We start from the raw sequence: 16086 nt of genomic DNA on the forward strand, positions 1-16086 counted from the left end.
GGCGTCTGCCCCACGTCCGTGGCGTCTGCCCCACGTCCGTGGCGTCTGCCCCACGTCCGCGGCATCTGTCCCGCCTCCATGGCGTGCGTCTGTCCCACCTCCCGGATATCCGACTGTCCCGCCCCCGTCACAGCCGTCCTGTGATCGTCACGGCTGTCACCGTTGCGCGGGCCTTCCGTCACAGCCGTACGACAGGCCCTCGCCGGTGGTCACGCACAGTCGTTGTCCGAGCACAAGGTGAGTGATCATCCCGCCGTGCGCAGCCCCCCGCCGGCTCCCCGGGCCGACCCTGCGCGCGGCGCCTAGGAGGTGCGCAGAGATGACCGAACGAAGGCTCTGGTCGTACAAGGAAATCGCCGCCCATATCCAGGTGCAGCCGGACACCGTGCGCTCGTACCGCAAGCACGGTTTGCTCCCCGACCCGGACCTGGTGGAGGGCGGAAAACCCTTCTGGTACGCGGACACGATCAGAGCGTGGGTGGCGCAGCGGCCCGGACAGCGCGGACGGCGCTGAACGGGCGGCGGCGCCACCGACGAGGGCTTGGGGCTGTGGCCCGGTGTCCGTACGGCGTCGGGCCACAGCCGACAACGTGCCGGCCCCGGCCGGAGGTTGTCGCCTCGCCCCCGCGCCGGTGTCACCCCGCCGGGCTCCTGTGCGACGCCCCCGGGTTCGTTGACGCACCGGCGTTCGCTCCGGGGTTCGCTCCCGCCCTTGCCCGGGCTCGCTCGCGGACGCGTCTCACGGTGCCTCCGGCGGTGGTGCCGTGGAGCCCCTGATCTCCAGTTCCGGGGCGACGAGTTGCCGGTCGGCGGGGGCGTCGGGGCGTGCCATCCGGTCCAGGAGACAGCGGGCGGCCCGGTGGCCGACCTCGTGGCTGGAGTTGTTGACGGAGTTGAGCCAGAGGTGCCGGATGCGGGCGAGGTAGGTGTTGTCGTAGCCGACGAGGGAGAGATCGGCGGGGACGGCCAGGTCCAGTTCCCCGGCGGCGGACAGTGCGCCGACGCCGGAGATGTCGTTGTAGGCGAAGACGGCGGTGGGGCGGATCCGGCCGCGCGCCGGGCTCAGGAGCCGTACGGCGGCGCGGTAGCCGCCCTCCTCGGTGCCGTCGCCGCTCTCCACCACGGCGCTCCCGGTCAGCCCGTGGGCGGCCATCGCGGCCTCGAATCCGCGCCGGCGCAGTTCGCCCGCCAGGCCCTGTCCGGCGATGTGGGCGATCCGCCGGTGGCCGAGGCGGATGAGGTGTTCGGTGGCGAGGCGGGCGCCGCGCTCGTCGTCGTTGGCGACGATGTCGACCCGCGGCAGCCGGGGTTCGTGGTTTCCCGCGATGACGGTCGGCAGCCGCTCGGCGACCTCGGCGAGTCCGGTGGTGTCCGGGAGGGTACCGACGACGACCAGGCCGTCGACCCGCAGTTCCTGGAAGGTGCGGGCGAACTCCTGACCGGTCCGCCGGTCCAGTCGGCCGTCGGCCATCAGCATCCGCAGACCGTGCGCGTGCAGAAGGGAGTTGAGGCCGTCGAGGACGTCGGCGTACCAGGGGTTGCGCATGTCGTTCAGCAGCACGCCGACGGTGTGCGTACGGCGGGCGACCAGGCTGCGGGCGGCGGCGTTGGGCCGGTAACCCAGCTCCTCGATGGCGCCCAGTACGGCCTGCCGCTTGGCGTCGCTGACGCGCGGTGAGCCCTGGAGGACGAGCGAGACCAGGGATTTGGACACGCCGGCGCGCTCGGCGACGCCGCGGATGGTCGGGGGGCGGTGCGGGCCGGACGTGTCCCGGGGCCCCGGCCTGTACTGGGCCGCCTTCTCGGTCGTCGCCTCAACCGGTACCGCAGCCATCGTCTCGGCGGGCACCTCAGCCGTCGTCTCGGCGGTTGCCTCAGTCGCCCTCGCGGTGGTTCTCCCGGCCGATCGCTTATTGGACCGTTCCATGGGCGGAGATCCTTCCATCGGGCCGGATCGGCGTCAACGCATCCCTTGCACCGCCCGGGTCCACACCGTGCCGCACCCCATCACACCCCACCTCGCCGTGCCGTACTCCGCCTCGCGGCACCATGCCGCAGCGCTCAACACCCCTGCGCAAGCCTTGACATGCCGACATACGGACATGCAGGGTTCCCGGGACGGAAGTTTTTGGACCGTTCCAATGCCCATCGTCGAGCCCCAATATCCATCGAGCCCGCGGCTGTTGAAGTGCGCGGCTGCGGGATCCGCGGCCACGGAGTCCGCAGCCTCCGCTCCGCAGCCATCGCGTCCGCGGTCACCGTGTCCAGCGCCGTCACGGCCACCGGCATCACGACCACGGCCCAGCCGTACCGTCCTCGGCCAGTACGACCCGGCGGGGCGCCCAGCGGTTCGCTCGGCGGCCCGCTTGACACTCCGTTCGGCACCCACCGCCCACCCCACCCGCCCCTCCCCGGAAGGGAACACCGCATGAAGATCGGCCTGATCGGCACCGGGCGCATCGGCGCGTTCCACGCCGCGACCCTGCAGAACGTCCCGGGCGTCACCGGCCTCGTGGTCGCCGACGCGGACTCCGCACGCGCCGCCGCGCTGGCGGACAGCCTCGGCGTACGGGCCGCCGGCAGCATCGAGGAGATGTACGCGCAGGGCCCGGACGCGGTGGTGATCACCGCCGCGACCAGTGCGCATGCCGCACTGATCCATCAGGCGCTGGACGCCGGCGTGCCGGTGTTCTGCGAGAAGCCGGTGGCGCTGGACGTACCGGGCACCGTCGAGGTGGTGGCGCGGGCGGAGGCCGGCAGTGTCCCCGTGCAGATCGGTTTCCAGCGGCGGTTCGACGCCGGGTACCGCGCCGCGCGGGAGGCGCTGCGCTCCGGTGAGCTGGGGTGGGTGCACACCCTGCGCGCCTGCACCAGCGACCGGACGCCCCCGCCGGCGGCGTTCATCCCCACCTCGGGCGGGCTGTTCCGGGACTGCAGCATCCACGACTTCGACATCCTGCGCTGGCTCACCGGCCGCGAGGTGGTCTCGGTCTACGCCCAAGGCGCCAACCGCGGAGCGGACTTCTTCACCGAGGGGGGTGACGTCGACACCTGCGCGGCGCTGCTGCGCTTCGACGACGACTCGCTGGCCACGGTCACCGCGACCCGCTACAACGGCGCGGGCCACGACGTGCGGCTGGAGGTGTGCGGTTCGCAGGGCGCCCGGTTCGTCGGGCTGGACGACCGTGCGCCGCTGCCGTCCGCCGAGCCGAAGCTGTCCTGGCAGCGGGCGGATGCCCCGTACGCCACCTTCATGGAGCGGTTCCACGACGCGTACGTCACCGAGCTCGGGGTCTTCGTCCAGGTGGCCGCGGGCCGTACACCCAGCCCCTGTTCACCGGCCGAGGCGCTGGAGGCGCTGTACGTCGCGGAGGCGTGCGAGCGTTCCCGCCGGACCGGGCAGCCGGTCGCGGTCGCGGAGGTGCGCGCCGGCGCGGGCAACGGCGGTTCGGTGCCCGGGGCGTGACGGTTCCCGGCGTCCTGGCGCACCTCGGCGTGCTGCCGTCGGCCGCGCTGGTGCTCGCCGCGCTGCTGGTGGGGGTCTCCAAGACCGCCGTCAGCGGCGTCGGCGCGCTGAGCGTCGCGCTGTTCGCGGCCGTGGTCCCCGCCCGGGAATCCACCGGGGCCCTCCTTCCTCTGCTGCTCGTGGGCGATGTGCTGGCCGTCCGTGCCTATCGCAGGCACACCGACTGGCCCGCGCTGCTGCGGCTGCTGCCGTCCGTCACGGTCGGCATCCTGCTCGGTGTCGTCTTCGTCGCCCGGACCGATGACGCCGTCATGCGGCGCACGATCGGCGCGCTGCTGCTGACGATCGTGCTGCACCATCTGTGGCAGCGGGCGCGCCGGCACCGCGCCGGACCGGCGTCGGCCGGACCAGCGGCAGGCGAACCGCCGTCGGCCGAACCGGCGTCGGGCGGTGGGCGGGAGCCGCGGGCGCGGGCCGCCGACCGGGAGCCGTGCGCCGGGGAGCCGTGCGCCGGGCCCGGCGGGGACGCGGCCCCGGTGGTGGCCGGCGCGGACCCGTCGCCGGTCCCGACCGCCGGGGCGGCCCGGACGCTCCGGGCGGCCCTGGCCGTCCGTGCGGTCCGTCCACGCCAGGGGCAGGCGGCTCGTCCGCGCCAGGGGCGCGCGGCCCGTCAACACCCAGTGCGGGCGGTCCGGCAACGCCAGGTGCGGGCGTCGCTCTTCGGGCTGATCGCCGGTTTCGCCACGATGGTTGCCAATGCCGGTGGTCCGGCGATGTCGTTGTACCTCCTCTCGGCCGGCTTCGGGGTGCTCGGTTTCCTGGGCACCGGGGCGTGGTTCTTCCTGATCGTCAATCTCGTCAAATTGCCGTTCAGCATCGGGCTGGGGCTGGTCACGCCCGGCGCGCTCGCCCTGGACGGGCTGCTGGCGCCGGCCGTGGTGGCCGGTGCGTTCCTGGGGCGGGCTCTCGTGCAACGGGTCGATCAGGCGGTCTTCGAGCGACTGGTGCTGGTCTTCACGGCGCTCTCCAGCGTCGGTCTGCTGCGCTGAGCGGGCCGACGCCGGACGGAGCCGCTGCGGGCTCCACCCGCCACTCGTGGGCCCGTATCAGATGCCCTTTCGGATACTCGACCTCGCACTCCCCTACGAGAGCGAACCCGGCTTTGCGGCAGACCGCGTTGGAGGCGGCGTTGGCCACCGAGGGGAAGGCGTGGAGCGTGCGGCGCCGGCCTTCGGCGCGGGCCGCCGCGATGACCGCGCACGCCGCGGCCGTGGCGATACCGCGGCCCTGATAGGAGGGGAGCACGCTCCAACCCGCCTCGTAGACCTGCTCACCGCGCCAGGTCGTCTCCCAGAAGCCGGTCGTGCCGACCGCCGCCCCTTCGGGCAGCAGCACCACGCGGAACATCTGCCCCGCTCCCTCGCCGTCGAGGTACCGGCGGTGGCGCATGGCTATCTGCTCGTCGGTCTCCGGGCCGCCCAAGTGCCGCGTCATCGCGGGGGTGTTGGCCTCGTGCAGCAGGGAGAGGTCGGCCACCGTCCACGGCTCGATCCGTACGTCCGGTTCCGCAGTCTCATGCGTCATGACCCCACGGTAGGTGCCGGCACTGACAATCACGCCGCGGTGGTGGAAGACGCCTGGTCACTGCCCTCTTCGCCGTCGCCGCGCCGGGTGTCGCCGTCGCCGCGCCGGGTGTCGCCATCGCCGTGCGGGGTTTCGCCGTCGCCGCTCGTGCCGGGTTCGGCGTGCAGTGCGCGGCGGCGCGAGGCCCATTGGACGGCGGTGCCGGTGGCGGCGACGACGGAGGAGACGCCGAGGCCGATGCCGGCGGCGTAGAGGGGGTTGCCGGCGGCGGCGCTGCCCAGGTAGCCGAGGCCGACGGAGTAGGTGGCCCACATCGTCTCGGCGACGGCGGCGCCGATGACGTATTTGCGCCGCGGATAGCGCAGCACTCCGGAGGCCAGGGCGCCGGCGATCCGGCCGCTGGGCAGGAACCGTACGGCGATCACGAAGGGCAGTCCGTAGCGCTGGATGCGCCGCGAGGTCCAGTCCAGTGCGACCCGGCGGCGCGGGCGGCGCAGCATCCAGGTGCGTACGGGGCCGCCGAACCGGCGGGCGGCGAGGTACATCAGGACGTCACCGAGGAGCGCGCTGCCGGCGACGATCGCGAGGATCAGGGGCAGGATCGCGCGGCCTTCGGAGGCGAGGACGCCGGCGGAGACGAGCAGCGCGGAGTTGGGGACCAGTGGCGGCAGGGTGGTGAGCGCCAGCAGGCCGTAGAGGGCGGGTACGTCCATCCGGCCGCCTCCTCGGTTCCGCTCCCCGAGTTCCGTACCCCAAGGCTGACGCGTGGCCGGGTGCGCGGCAACGCGGGCGCCCGGAGATTGGACTGATACCCCCAGGGGGTATAAAATCACTGCCGTCGGGAGGGACACCGGGCGCCACCGGCGCCCCTTGCGGCACGTGGGCCCCACACTGGACATCTCGCCCCACAGCGGCGCCCGCGCGTCCACGCACACGCAGCGCCACCGACATATCGGCATCACGAGGAGAAACCCATGGCCGAGAACAGCTCCTGCTGCACCCCTGAAGGCTCCTGCCACTCCGGCGGCACCGCCGTCCAGGCCGGCGAGGTGACCGCCACGTATCAGGTCACCGGCATGACCTGCGGCCACTGCGAGGGCGCGGTGTCGGCCGAGATCGGCGAGCTGGCCGGGGTCAGCTCGGTGCAGGCGGTCGCCGCCACCGGCCTGGTGACCGTGACCTCGAAGGCCCCGCTGGACGAGGAGGCCGTGCGCGCCGCAGTCGACGAGGCGGGCTACGAGCTCGTCGGCCGGGTCTGACCGGGTAGCCGCTCCGCCACACGGGCGCAGATCGAGCCCGCCGCCGGCGGGACGGTCTGCGCCTCGTGCGTATCGGGGTCCGGAGTCCGGGTTGCCGCATCGGGCGGGCAGCCGACCGGTCGGCCGGGGACGCGGTGACCGAATCGGGTCTTTCGTTCCACACGCCGGACTTCGGTGCCACCACCAGCCCGCGACTCACGAACTTTCACATATCTCTTACAACTGACACAACACCCATACCTACGGGCCTCGATCTCCAGATCGCAACCCTTGACCAGATTCGCCCCCATATGGCAAGAGACCCAGATCACACTCATCGGAACGTAACCATTGAGGGGGGTCGCGAGTCTAACCGGGCAGTGCAGGCACCCCGGCGGGGCTTGCACCGCAACAGCCGTGCCGGTCTTGGGGGATCGCGCCCGGCTACGCGTAGCCGGGGCGACGCGCCCGGGGAGCTTTGAGCGGCCCTCCCGTATGTGCGCGTCCCGGCAGAGCGCGGTACAACCCGGAACGCCCGGCCGGATCCCGTGGGGGGAATCCGCACCGGGACATGGGAAGCGCCCCGCACTCTGGACCCGTGGGGGGATCCGGAGGCGGGGCGCTTTCGTATGCCCGCTGACGGCCGGCCACCAGCCGCTCTGTGCCGCTTGCGCGATTATCGATCACCAGTGTGTATCGGCCGGTACCGCGCCGTCCGATACCCGATGGTCCGGCTCAGCGCTCCTGGACGGGCACGAAGTCGCGCTCGACGATGCCGGTGTAGATCTGCCGCGGACGGCCGATCCGGGAGCCCGGCTCCTTGATCATCTCGTGCCACTGGGCGATCCAGCCGGGCAGCCGGCCGAGCGCGAAGAGCACCGTGAACATCTCGGTCGGGAAGCCCATCGCCCGGTAGATCAGACCGGTGTAGAAGTCGACGTTCGGGTAGAGCTTGCGCTCGACGAAGTAGTCGTCGGAGAGCGCGTGCTCCTCCAGCTTGAGGGCGATGTCCAGCAGTTCGTCCGACTTGCCGAGCGCCGAGAGGACATCGTGCGCCGCCGCCTTGATGATCTTCGCCCGGGGGTCGAAGTTCTTGTAGACGCGGTGCCCGAAGCCCATCAGCTTCACGCCGTCTTCCTTGTTCTTCACCTTGCGGATGAAGGAGTCGACGTCGCCGCCGGTGGCCTGGATGCCCTCCAGCATCTCCAGCACCGACTGGTTGGCGCCGCCGTGCAGGGGGCCCCACAGGGCGTTGATACCGGCCGAGATCGAGGCGAAGAGGTTCGCCTGCGAGGAGCCCACCAGGCGCACGGTGGAGGTCGAGCAGTTCTGCTCGTGGTCCGCGTGCAGGATCAGCAGCTTGTCGAGCGCGCTGACCACGACCGGGTCCAGGTCGTACTCGGCGGCGGGGACCGAGAAGGTCATCCGCAGGAAGTTCTCCACGTACCCGAGGTCGTTGCTCGGGTAGACGACCGGGTGGCCGACCGACTTCTTGTACGCGTACGCCGCGATGGTCGGCAGCTTGGCCAGCAGCCGGATCGTGGAGATGGTTCGCTGCCGCTCGTCGAACGGGTTGTGGCTGTCCTGGTAGAACGTCGACAGCGCGCTGACCACCGACGACAGCATGGCCATCGGGTGGGCGTCCCGCGGGAAGCCGTCGAAGAAACGCTTGACGTCCTCGTGGAGCAGCGTGTGGTAGGTGATGTCCTGCTTGAAGTTCGCCAGCTCATCGACGGTGGGCAGCTCACCGTTGATGAGGAGGTAGGCGGTCTCGACGAACGTGCTGCGCTCCGCGAGCTGTTCGATCGGGTAACCGCGGTAACGAAGGATGCCCTGTTCACCGTCTAGATAGGTGATCGCGGATTTATACGCCGCGGTGTTGCCATAACCGGAATCCAGGGTCACCAGACCGGTCTGGGCGCGCAGCTTCGAGATGTCGAAGCCCTTGTCGCCGACACTGCTGTCGACGACCGGGTAGCTGTATTCGCCGTCCCCGTAACGCAGTACTACAGAGTTGTCGCTCACGTCATCCCTCACCGACGTTGTGCCTCTTCTTCGAGGTGCCCTGACTGCCTATACCTTCCCCCATTTGGACGTTGGATGTGCACTCGGGGTCGGCCATAGGGCCTCATTACGGCACTCAGTGCCGCGTTGGTGTCCATCCTGCTCCCCTTCGCCCCGATTGGGAAAGAGGAGCGACATCACATCGCTCCGACGAGCCGGTGATCGAGCGCCGTATGCCGCCGACCGGCGGATACGGTCCGTACGGCCTGCCCCAGGGCCCTCCGGGAGCCGACCAGCACCACGAGTCGTTTCGCCCGTGTCACGGCCGTATAGAGCAGATTGCGCTGAAGCATCATCCAGGCACTGGTGGTGACGGGAATCACCACCGCCGGATACTCGCTCCCCTGGGAGCGATGGATCGTCACCGCGTAGGCATGGGCGAGTTCGTCGAGCTCGTCGAAGTCGTACGGAACCTCCTCGTCCTCGTCCGTGAGGACCGTCAGCCGCTGCTCGTCGGGGTCGAGGGCGGTGACCACCCCCACCGTGCCGTTGAAGACGCCGTTGCGGCCCTTCTCGTAGTTGTTCCGGATCTGGGTGACCTTGTCCCCGACGCGGAAGACCCGGCCGCCGAAGCGGCGCTCGGGAAGGTCCGGGCGGGCCGGGGTCACCGCCTGCTGGAGGAGGCCGTTGAGCGCCCCCGCACCGGCCGGGCCGCGGTGCATCGGGGCCAGCACCTGGACGTCCCGGCGCGGGTCCAGGCCGAACTTCGCCGGGATCCGGCGCGCCACCACGTCGACCGTCAGCCGGGCCGCCTCCTCCGCGTCCTCCTCGGCGAACAGGAAGAAGTCCCGCAGGCCGGTGGTCAGCGGCGGCACTCCGGAGTTGATGCGGTGCGCGTTGGTGACCACCCCGGACTGCTGGGCCTGGCGGAAGATCCTGGTCAGCCGTACCGCCGGCACGGGGCCCGGCTCGGCCAGCAGATCCCGCAGCACCTCGCCGGCGCCGACCGACGGCAGCTGGTCGACGTCCCCCACCAGCAGCAGATGGGCGCCCGGCGGGACCGCCTTGACCAGCTTGTTGGCCAGCAGCAGGTCGAGCATCGACGCCTCGTCGACCACCACCAGATCGGCGTCCAGCGGGCGGTCCGCGTCATAGGCGGCGTCCCCGCCCGGCTTGAGCTCCAGGAGGCGGTGGACGGTGGACGCGTCCGCTCCGGTCAGCTCCGCGAGCCGCTTGGCCGCCCGGCCCGTGGGCGCCGCCAGCACCACCTTGGCCTGCTTGGCGCGGGCCAGCTCGACCACCGAGCGGACCGTGAACGACTTGCCGCAGCCCGGCCCGCCCGTGAGCACCGCGACCTTGCGGGTCAGCGCCAGCCGGACCGCCGCCTGTTGCTCGGGCGCCAGCTCCGCGCCCGTACGCCGGGCCAGCCAGGCCAGCGCCTTGTCCCAGACCACGTCCCGGAACGCGGGCATCCGGTCCTCGTCCGTACGCAGCAGCCGGGTCAGCCGGCCGGCCAGCGAGATCTCGGCGCGGTGGAACGGCACCAGATAGACCGCGGTGACCGGACTGCCGTCCTCCGCGCCCGGCACCTTCTCGCGGACCACGCCCTCCGGGTCGGCGGCCAGTTCGGCGAGGCAGTCGATGACCAGGCCGGTGTCCACCTGGAGCAACTTCACCGCGTCCGCGATCAGTTGCTCCTCGGGCAGGAAGCAGTGACCCTGGTCCGTCGACTGCGACAGGGCGTACTGGAGGCCCGCCTTGACCCGGTCCGGGCTGTCGTGCGGAATGCCGACCGCCTGCGCGATCCGGTCGGCGGTGAGGAAGCCGATGCCCCAGACGTCGGCGGCGAGGCGATAGGGATGGTTCCGCACCACGGAGATGGAGGCGTCGCCGTACTTCTTGTAGATCCGCACCGCGATGGACGTGGACACCCCGACACCCTGGAGGAAGACCATGACCTCCTTGATGGCCTTCTGCTCCTCCCAGGCCGCGCCGATCAGCTTCGTGCGCTTGGGGCCCAGGCCGGGCACCTCGATGAGGCGCCCGGGGTCGGACTCGATCACGTCGAGGGTGTCGATGCCGAAGTGCTCGGTGATGCGGTCGGCGATCCGCGGGCCGATGCCCTTGATCAGGCCGGAGCCCAGATAGCGGCGGATGCCCTGGACGGTGGCGGGCAGGACCGTGGTGTAGTTCTCGACCGTGAACTGCTTGCCGTACTGGGGGTGGGAGCCCCAACGGCCCTCCATACGGAGCGACTCCCCCGGCTGCGCGCCCAGCAGGGCCCCGACGACGGTCAGCAGATCGCCCGAGCCGCGGCCCGTATCGACGCGCGCGACCGTATAGCCGCTCTCCTCATTGGCATAGGTGATCCGCTCCAGGACCCCTTCCACCACGGCTGCGTTGACCATGACTCGACGGTACCGCCGGGGTGTGACAGGGGGTGGCGGGTGGGGCGGTTCCCCGGCCGGGGAGGAGCGGGGCTTGCCCGGAGGAGGGGGGCCTTGCCCGGGGTGGGCTTGCCGGGTGGGGGCCTCCAGGGCTGGGGGCCTCCGGGCTGGGGGGCTGGGGGCTTCCCCCGCCCCCCCCCCCCCCCCCCCCCCCCCCCCCCCCCCCCCGGGGGGGGGGGGGGGGGGGGGGGGGGGGGGGGGAGAAGGTGAGAGCTCCGTGCGCGCCCTCAGCCGACGTGTGTGGTGAAGCGTTGCACGACCTCGGCCAGGACCTCCGTGCCGTCGCGCGCCCACAAGGCCGGGTTGAAGATCTCGACCTCGATGGGGCCCCGGTAGCCGGTCGCGTCCACCTGCTGCCGGAACCACCGCAGGTCCACCGAGCCGTCGCCCAACTGCCCGCGCCCCAGCAGGACACCCGCCGGCAGCGGTGTGATCCAGTCGGCGAGCTGGAAGGCGGCGATCCGCGACACGGCGCCGCCGATACCCTCCGAGCCGCCGGTAACTCCGGTAGCTCCGGTACTTCTCGCACCACCGGTGACGCCGGTACTTCCCGCGCCACCGGTACCTCTCGCACCACCAGTGACGCCGATACCTCCCACGCCACCAGCACCGCCCGCACCACCGGTGACGCCGGTACTTCCGGCGCCACCGGCACCTCCCACGCCACCGGCACCATCCGCACCACCGGCACCCCCCGCACTGCCGGTACCGCCCGCGCGGGCGATCTGGGTGCCCACCGTGTCGTCCCACCACAGGTGGTAGGTGTCCACGACCACGCCCACCCGGTCCGCGGGGAACCGCTCGGCGAGGTCGAGGGCCTGGGCGAGCGTGGAGACCACGCACCGGTCGGCGGCGTACATCGGGTGCAGGGGTTCCAGGGCCAGCCGTACGCCCCGCTCGGCGGCGTACGGGGCCAACTCGGCGAGTGCGTCGGCGATCCGCTCCCGGGCGCCGGCCAGGTCTCGGCTGCCGGGCGGCAGTCCGCCGGAGACCAGGACCAGGGTGGTGGTGCCGAGGGCCGCGGCCTCCTCGATGGCGGCTCGGTTGTCCGCGAGGGCGGTACGCCGCTCCCCGGGGTCCTCGGCGGTGAAGAACCCGCCCCGGCACAGGCTGGTGACCGCGATCCCGGCATCCCGTACGAGCCGGGCAGCCGCCGCGGTCCCGTATTGCCGAACCGGCGCGCGCCACAGGCCCACGCCCCGTACGCCCGCCCGTGCGCAGCCGTCCACCAGGTCGGGCAGCGACCACTGCCGGAGGGTCTCCTGATTGAGGCTCAGGCGGGCGAGGAGGGCGGAGTCGGCGGGGGTGGATGTGGAGGCAGAGGTGGGGTCGGAGTCGTGGTGCGTACCGCCCCCGCCGGCGCATCCCTCTCCCACCAGTCCCCCCAGTCCCCCCATGCCCCCGGTGTCGCCCGTGCCCGTCGCAGCCGTCGCGCCGCCCGTCACGTGTCCCGCTCCGTCGGCCGTGCCGGCGCGCCGTACCGCGCCGTTGCCGCCGGCTGCGGCTGCGGTTCCGCTGCGCCGTACACCGTCAGCAGGGTGCGTATTCTGGTGGCGGCCAGTTCCGGGTCGGGGAACAGGCCGAGACCGTCGGCCAGTTCGTAGGCGCGGCGCAGGTGGGGCAGGGAGCGGGCCGACTGGAGGCCGCCGACCATGGTGAAGTGCGACTGGTGGCCGGCGAGCCAGGCGAGCAGCACCACGCCGGTCTTGTAGTAGCGGGTGGGTGCCCGGAAGAGGTGGCGGGCGAGTGGCACGGTCGGGTCCAGGGTGGCGCGGAAGGCGGCCGTGTCCCCGGTGTCCAGGAGGCGGAGGGCCCCGGCGGCCAGGGGGGCGAGCGGGTCGAAGACGCCGAGCAGGGCGTCGCTGAAGCCGTGGGCGTCGCCGGCGATCAGCTCGGGGTAGTGGAAGTCGTCGCCCGTATAGCAGCGCACGCCCTTCGGGAGGCGGCGGCGCAGTGCCACTTCCCGTGGGGCGTCCAGGAGGGAGACCTTGACGCCGTCCACCTTGGCGGGGTGGTCGGCGATGATGTGCAGCAGCGTCTCCGTGGCCGTCTCCAGGTCCCGGCTGCCCCAGTAGCCGGTCAGTGCCGGGTCGAACATCGGGCCGAGCCAGTGCAGGATCACCGGGCGGGTGGTCTGGCGCAGCAGGTGCCCGTAGAGGTCGCGGTAGGTGTCGGGGCCGCCGGCGAGCGCGGCCAGTTGGCGGGAGGCCATCAGGACGGGCTGGGCGCCGGCCTCCTCGGCGAGGGTGAGCTGTTCCTCGTAGGCGGCGCGGACGTCTGCCAATGTACCTCCGTGCGGCGGGAGTTGGTCGGTGCCGGTGCCGCAGGCGATCCGGCCGCCGGTGGCTCTGGCCTCGGCGGCGGAGCGGCGGATCAGCTCGGCCGCGCCGCTCCAGTCCAGGCCCATGCCGCGCTGTGCGGTGTCCATCGCCTCGGCGACGCCCAGGCCGTGTGCCCAGAGGTGGCGGCGGAAGGCGAGGGTGGCGTCCCAGTCCAGGGCGGCCGGGCCGTCCGGGGTGGTGTCGGCGTGCGGATCGGCGACCACGTGGGCGGCGGCGAAGACGGTGCGGGAGCGCGGCGGGGGCTGCCCGGTGGTGGCCGCGGCGGCCCCGGGGGCGGTCACCGGGGCAGCTCCGGTACGGGGAGCCGGCGGCCCTCCTTCGAGGAGCGCAGGCCCAGTTCGGCGAGCTGGACGCCGCGGGCGCCGGCCGTCAGGTCCCGGTGCCAGGGCTCGTCGCGCACCACGTGGCGCAGGAAGAGCTCCCACTGGGCCTTGAACGCGTTGCCGAAGTCGGCGTTGTCCGGGACCTCTTGCCACTGTCCGCGGTAGGAACCGGTGGCGGTGCTGTCGGGGATGTCGGGATTCCAGACGGGTCTGGGGGTGCCGGCGCGGTGCTGGACACGGCAGCGGCGCAGCCCGGCGACGGCCGATCCCTCGGTGCCGTCGACCTGGAACTCCAGCAGTTCGTCGCGGTGGACCCGCACCGCCCAGGAGGAGTTGATCTGGGCGGTGATGCCGCCGTCCAGTTCGAAGATGCCGTAGGCGGCGTCGCCGGCGGTGGCCTCGTAGGGTGTGCCGGACTCGTCCCAGCGGCGCGGGATGTGCGTGGTGACCCGCGCCTGGACGGACCGGACCGTGCCGAACAGCTCGTGCAGGACGTATTCCCAGTGGGGGAACATGTCGGCCGCGATGCCGCCGCCGTCCTCGGCGCGGTAGTTCCAGGAGGGGCGCTGCGCCTGCTGCCAGTCGCCCTCGAAGACCCAGTAGCCGAACTCGCCCCGTACGGACAGGATGCGGCCGAAGAAGCCGCCGTCCACCAGGCGGCGCAGCTTGCGCAGTCCGGGCAGGAAGAGCTTGTCCTGGACGACGCCGTGTTTGACGCCGGCGGCGTCGGCCAGCCGGGCCAGTTCCAGTGCGCCCGCCAGGTCGGTGGCGGTGGGCTTCTCCACGTAGAGGTGCTTGCCGGCGGCGATCGCCTTCTTGACGGCGTCGGTGCGGGCGGCGGTGATCTGCGCGTCGAAGTAGACGGCGATGGTGTCGTCGGCCAGTACGGCGTCGAGGTCGTCGCTCCAGTGCTCCAGGCCGTGGCGTTCGGCGAGCGCCCGGACCTTGTGCCCGGAGCGGCCGACGAGCACCGGCTCCGGCCAGATCACCGTTCCGTCGCCCAGGTCGAGGCCGCCTTCCTCGCGCAGTGCGAGGAGGGAGCGGACCAGGTGCTGGTGGTGCCCCATGCGCCCGGTCACGCCGTTCATGGCGATGCGTACGGTCGTGCGTGTCACGGTCCGGCCCCTCTCGCTCGCGGCAGGTCGTTCGGTCGCGTGGGGTGCGTGGGTGGGGTGGGTTGGCCGGCGGCGCTTCCCGTCGCGGGTGAAGCTAGCCTGCGCGGCGCGGCGGGGACAAGAGGGCACCACGGGCGGCGGGGCGCTGGGCGAAGCGGCCTCCGACCTTGCGCAGTGCACCGCCTTCAGGGCGGTGGTGAAGCGCATCCCGCGAGGATCTCTCAGCGGGCCGGGTTCGGGCCGGCCGCCGAGGAGCCGCACCACAGTTTCGGGCAGGACCTGGTCGGGCAGGACTGGCGACTGGCGCTGACGTAGCGGACGGCGCGGCGGTCCGTCCGGTAGGGGCGGTGGCCGGGCCGGCCGAACCGCCGGCGCGGGTGGTACGGACGCGGACGGTACGGGAGGCGCGATGGGCGGCGGGGGCGGCTCGGCGCGGGCGCGGTTCGCGTTCTCGACGCTGGGGGTGCCGGGGATGCCGGTGGCCGAGGTGCTGCGGCTGGCGGTTGGTGCCGGGTATCAGGGGGTGGAGCTGCGGGCGCATCCGGAGGAGCCGGTGCATCCGCTGCTCGGTGCTCGTGAACGGGCCGCGGTGCGCGGGCAGTTCGCGGAGGCGGGGGTGGCGGTCCTGGCCGTCGCCGGGTACGCCCGGGTCGCGGCGGCGGTCCGGGATGCCGCGGGTGAGGCCGAGCTGGCGCGGGAGCTGTCCGAACTGGTGCTGCTGGCCGCCGATCTGGGGGCGCCGTATGTACGGGTCTTCCCCGGTGGCGGTGCGCGGCCGGAGCGGGCGGCCCGTGCGGATGCGGTGCGGCGGCTGCGGGCGGTGGCGCCGCTCGCCGCGGAGCGCGGGGTGCGGGTGCTGCTGGAGACCCATGACTCGCATCGCACCGGGGCGTCGGCCGCCGGGATCCTGGGCGCGGTGGGGCGGCGGCAGGCAGGGGCGCTGTGGGACGTGCTGCACTGCTGGCTGGGCGGGGAGGCGCCCGCCGAGACATATGCCGCGCTGGCGCCGTATCTGGGGTATGTGCAGGTCAAGGACGTCGCCTCGGCGGACGATCTGACGCCGCTTCCGCTGGGGGCCGGGGTGCTGCCGCTGCCCGCCGTGGTGGCGCTCGGCCGGGAGGCCGGCGGCTGGCTCTGCTGGGAGTACGAGCGGCGCTGGTATCCGCGGGCGGCCGGGCTCCCCGGGCTGCTGGCCCGGGGCCGCGAGCATCTGGAGCGGCTGCTGGACGGGGCCGGCGGGCGGCCCGGCGCCGGCGCTCCGACGGGTAGCTGACCGGGGGGGCGCGCCGGCCGTCGGAGCGCCCGCCGGCCCGCCCCACCACACCCCCGCGCGCCCCGCAATCCCTGGGCGGCACAGGGTTCGTGGGTCGTTGACCGGCCCTGGGATTCCGGCTATCCGTGTCTCCTTGGACGTTTCCTTCACATGTTCGAGGAAGCCCTCCGGAAGGAGCGCAGATGCACTCCAGACGTACCGTCCTGACCACCGCCGCCGCGGCAGCCGCCGCAGCCGCACTCGGCGACCGGCCCGCGCACGCCGTCGAACCCCGGCCCCCCCCCCCCCCCCCCC

Annotated in this window: 13 protein-coding genes and 1 pseudogene; 6 read left to right on the top strand and 8 right to left on the bottom strand. The window is 72.7% G+C overall.

Annotation, left to right across the window (positions count from 1 at the left end; all coding sequences use genetic code 11):
- Positions 1 to 319: 319 nt before the first annotated feature.
- Positions 320 to 514 (top strand): hypothetical protein, encoded by a 195-nt coding sequence (locus RZ84_RS12755; RefSeq protein ID WP_043264418.1) that lies wholly within the window; start codon positions 320 to 322, stop codon positions 512 to 514.
- A 225-nt stretch (positions 515 to 739) separates the two neighbouring features.
- On the opposite strand, the gene RZ84_RS12760 is transcribed toward RZ84_RS12755, so the two are convergent.
- A complete protein-coding gene (locus RZ84_RS12760) occupies positions 740 to 1834 on the bottom strand; it encodes a LacI family DNA-binding transcriptional regulator (protein ID WP_241777680.1) in 1095 nt (364 codons plus the stop codon).
- Positions 1835 to 2428: 594 nt separating this feature from the next.
- On the opposite strand from RZ84_RS12760, the gene RZ84_RS12765 reads away from it, so the two are divergent.
- Complete coding sequence (locus RZ84_RS12765) at positions 2429 to 3466, top strand: Gfo/Idh/MocA family protein (protein ID WP_043264419.1); 1038 nt, start codon at positions 2429 to 2431, stop codon at positions 3464 to 3466.
- Positions 3463 to 4515: a TSUP family transporter gene (locus tag RZ84_RS36485; RefSeq protein ID WP_157878805.1), complete on the top strand. Its 1053-nt coding sequence runs from the start codon at positions 3463 to 3465 to the stop codon at positions 4513 to 4515. Before RZ84_RS12765 ends, RZ84_RS36485 begins: the two co-directional genes overlap by 4 nt.
- On the opposite strand, the gene RZ84_RS12775 is transcribed toward RZ84_RS36485, so the two are convergent.
- Entirely contained in the window at positions 4481 to 5050 is a 570-nt protein-coding gene (locus RZ84_RS12775; protein ID WP_052230468.1) for a GNAT family N-acetyltransferase, read from the bottom strand. The two genes, RZ84_RS36485 and RZ84_RS12775, sit on opposite strands and share 35 nt — an antisense overlap.
- 29 nt (positions 5051 to 5079) lie before the next feature.
- A complete protein-coding gene (locus RZ84_RS12780) occupies positions 5080 to 5763 on the bottom strand; it encodes a DedA family protein (protein ID WP_043264420.1) in 684 nt (227 codons plus the stop codon).
- Positions 5764 to 6024: 261 nt separating this feature from the next.
- On the opposite strand from RZ84_RS12780, the gene RZ84_RS12785 reads away from it, so the two are divergent.
- A complete protein-coding gene (locus RZ84_RS12785; protein WP_043264421.1) occupies positions 6025 to 6309 on the top strand; it encodes a heavy-metal-associated domain-containing protein in 285 nt (94 codons plus the stop codon).
- Between the two features lie 714 nt (positions 6310 to 7023).
- On the opposite strand, the gene RZ84_RS12790 is transcribed toward RZ84_RS12785, so the two are convergent.
- The 5 genes from RZ84_RS12790 to RZ84_RS12810 form a co-directional block, all read right to left on the bottom strand.
- Complete coding sequence (locus tag RZ84_RS12790; protein ID WP_043264422.1) at positions 7024 to 8313, bottom strand: citrate synthase; 1290 nt, start codon at positions 8311 to 8313, stop codon at positions 7024 to 7026.
- Positions 8314 to 8489: 176 nt separating this feature from the next.
- Positions 8490 to 10700 (bottom strand): SF1B family DNA helicase RecD2, encoded by a 2211-nt coding sequence (locus tag RZ84_RS12795; RefSeq protein WP_043264423.1) that lies wholly within the window; start codon positions 10698 to 10700, stop codon positions 8490 to 8492.
- Between the two features lie 266 nt (positions 10701 to 10966).
- Positions 10967 to 12016 (bottom strand): sugar phosphate isomerase/epimerase family protein, encoded by a 1050-nt coding sequence (locus RZ84_RS38075; protein WP_107068265.1) that lies wholly within the window; start codon positions 12014 to 12016, stop codon positions 10967 to 10969.
- A gap of 164 nt (positions 12017 to 12180) precedes the next feature.
- Positions 12181 to 13362 carry a dihydrodipicolinate synthase family protein gene (locus tag RZ84_RS12805; protein ID WP_078893726.1) on the bottom strand — a complete coding sequence of 394 codons (1182 nt, stop codon included), beginning with the start codon at positions 13360 to 13362 and terminating at the stop codon, positions 12181 to 12183.
- Complete coding sequence (locus RZ84_RS12810) at positions 13359 to 14519, bottom strand: Gfo/Idh/MocA family protein (protein ID WP_043264424.1); 1161 nt, start codon at positions 14517 to 14519, stop codon at positions 13359 to 13361. Before RZ84_RS12810 ends, RZ84_RS12805 begins: the two co-directional genes overlap by 4 nt.
- 213 nt (positions 14520 to 14732) lie before the next feature.
- Between RZ84_RS12810 and RZ84_RS41015 the strand changes: the two are divergent.
- Both RZ84_RS41015 and RZ84_RS12815 read left to right on the top strand, forming a co-directional pair.
- Positions 14733 to 14834: pseudogene (locus RZ84_RS41015) on the top strand (MarR family transcriptional regulator); the annotation flags it as partial.
- 94 nt (positions 14835 to 14928) lie between these two features.
- Positions 14929 to 15792, top strand: a complete 864-nt coding sequence (locus RZ84_RS12815; protein WP_052229917.1) for a sugar phosphate isomerase/epimerase family protein — start codon at positions 14929 to 14931, stop codon at positions 15790 to 15792.
- The last annotated feature ends 294 nt before the right edge of the window (positions 15793 to 16086 follow it).

Origin of the sequence: Streptomyces sp. CT34 (assembly GCF_000805335.1) — a bacterium.
Lineage (GTDB): Bacteria > Actinomycetota > Actinomycetes > Streptomycetales > Streptomycetaceae > Streptomyces.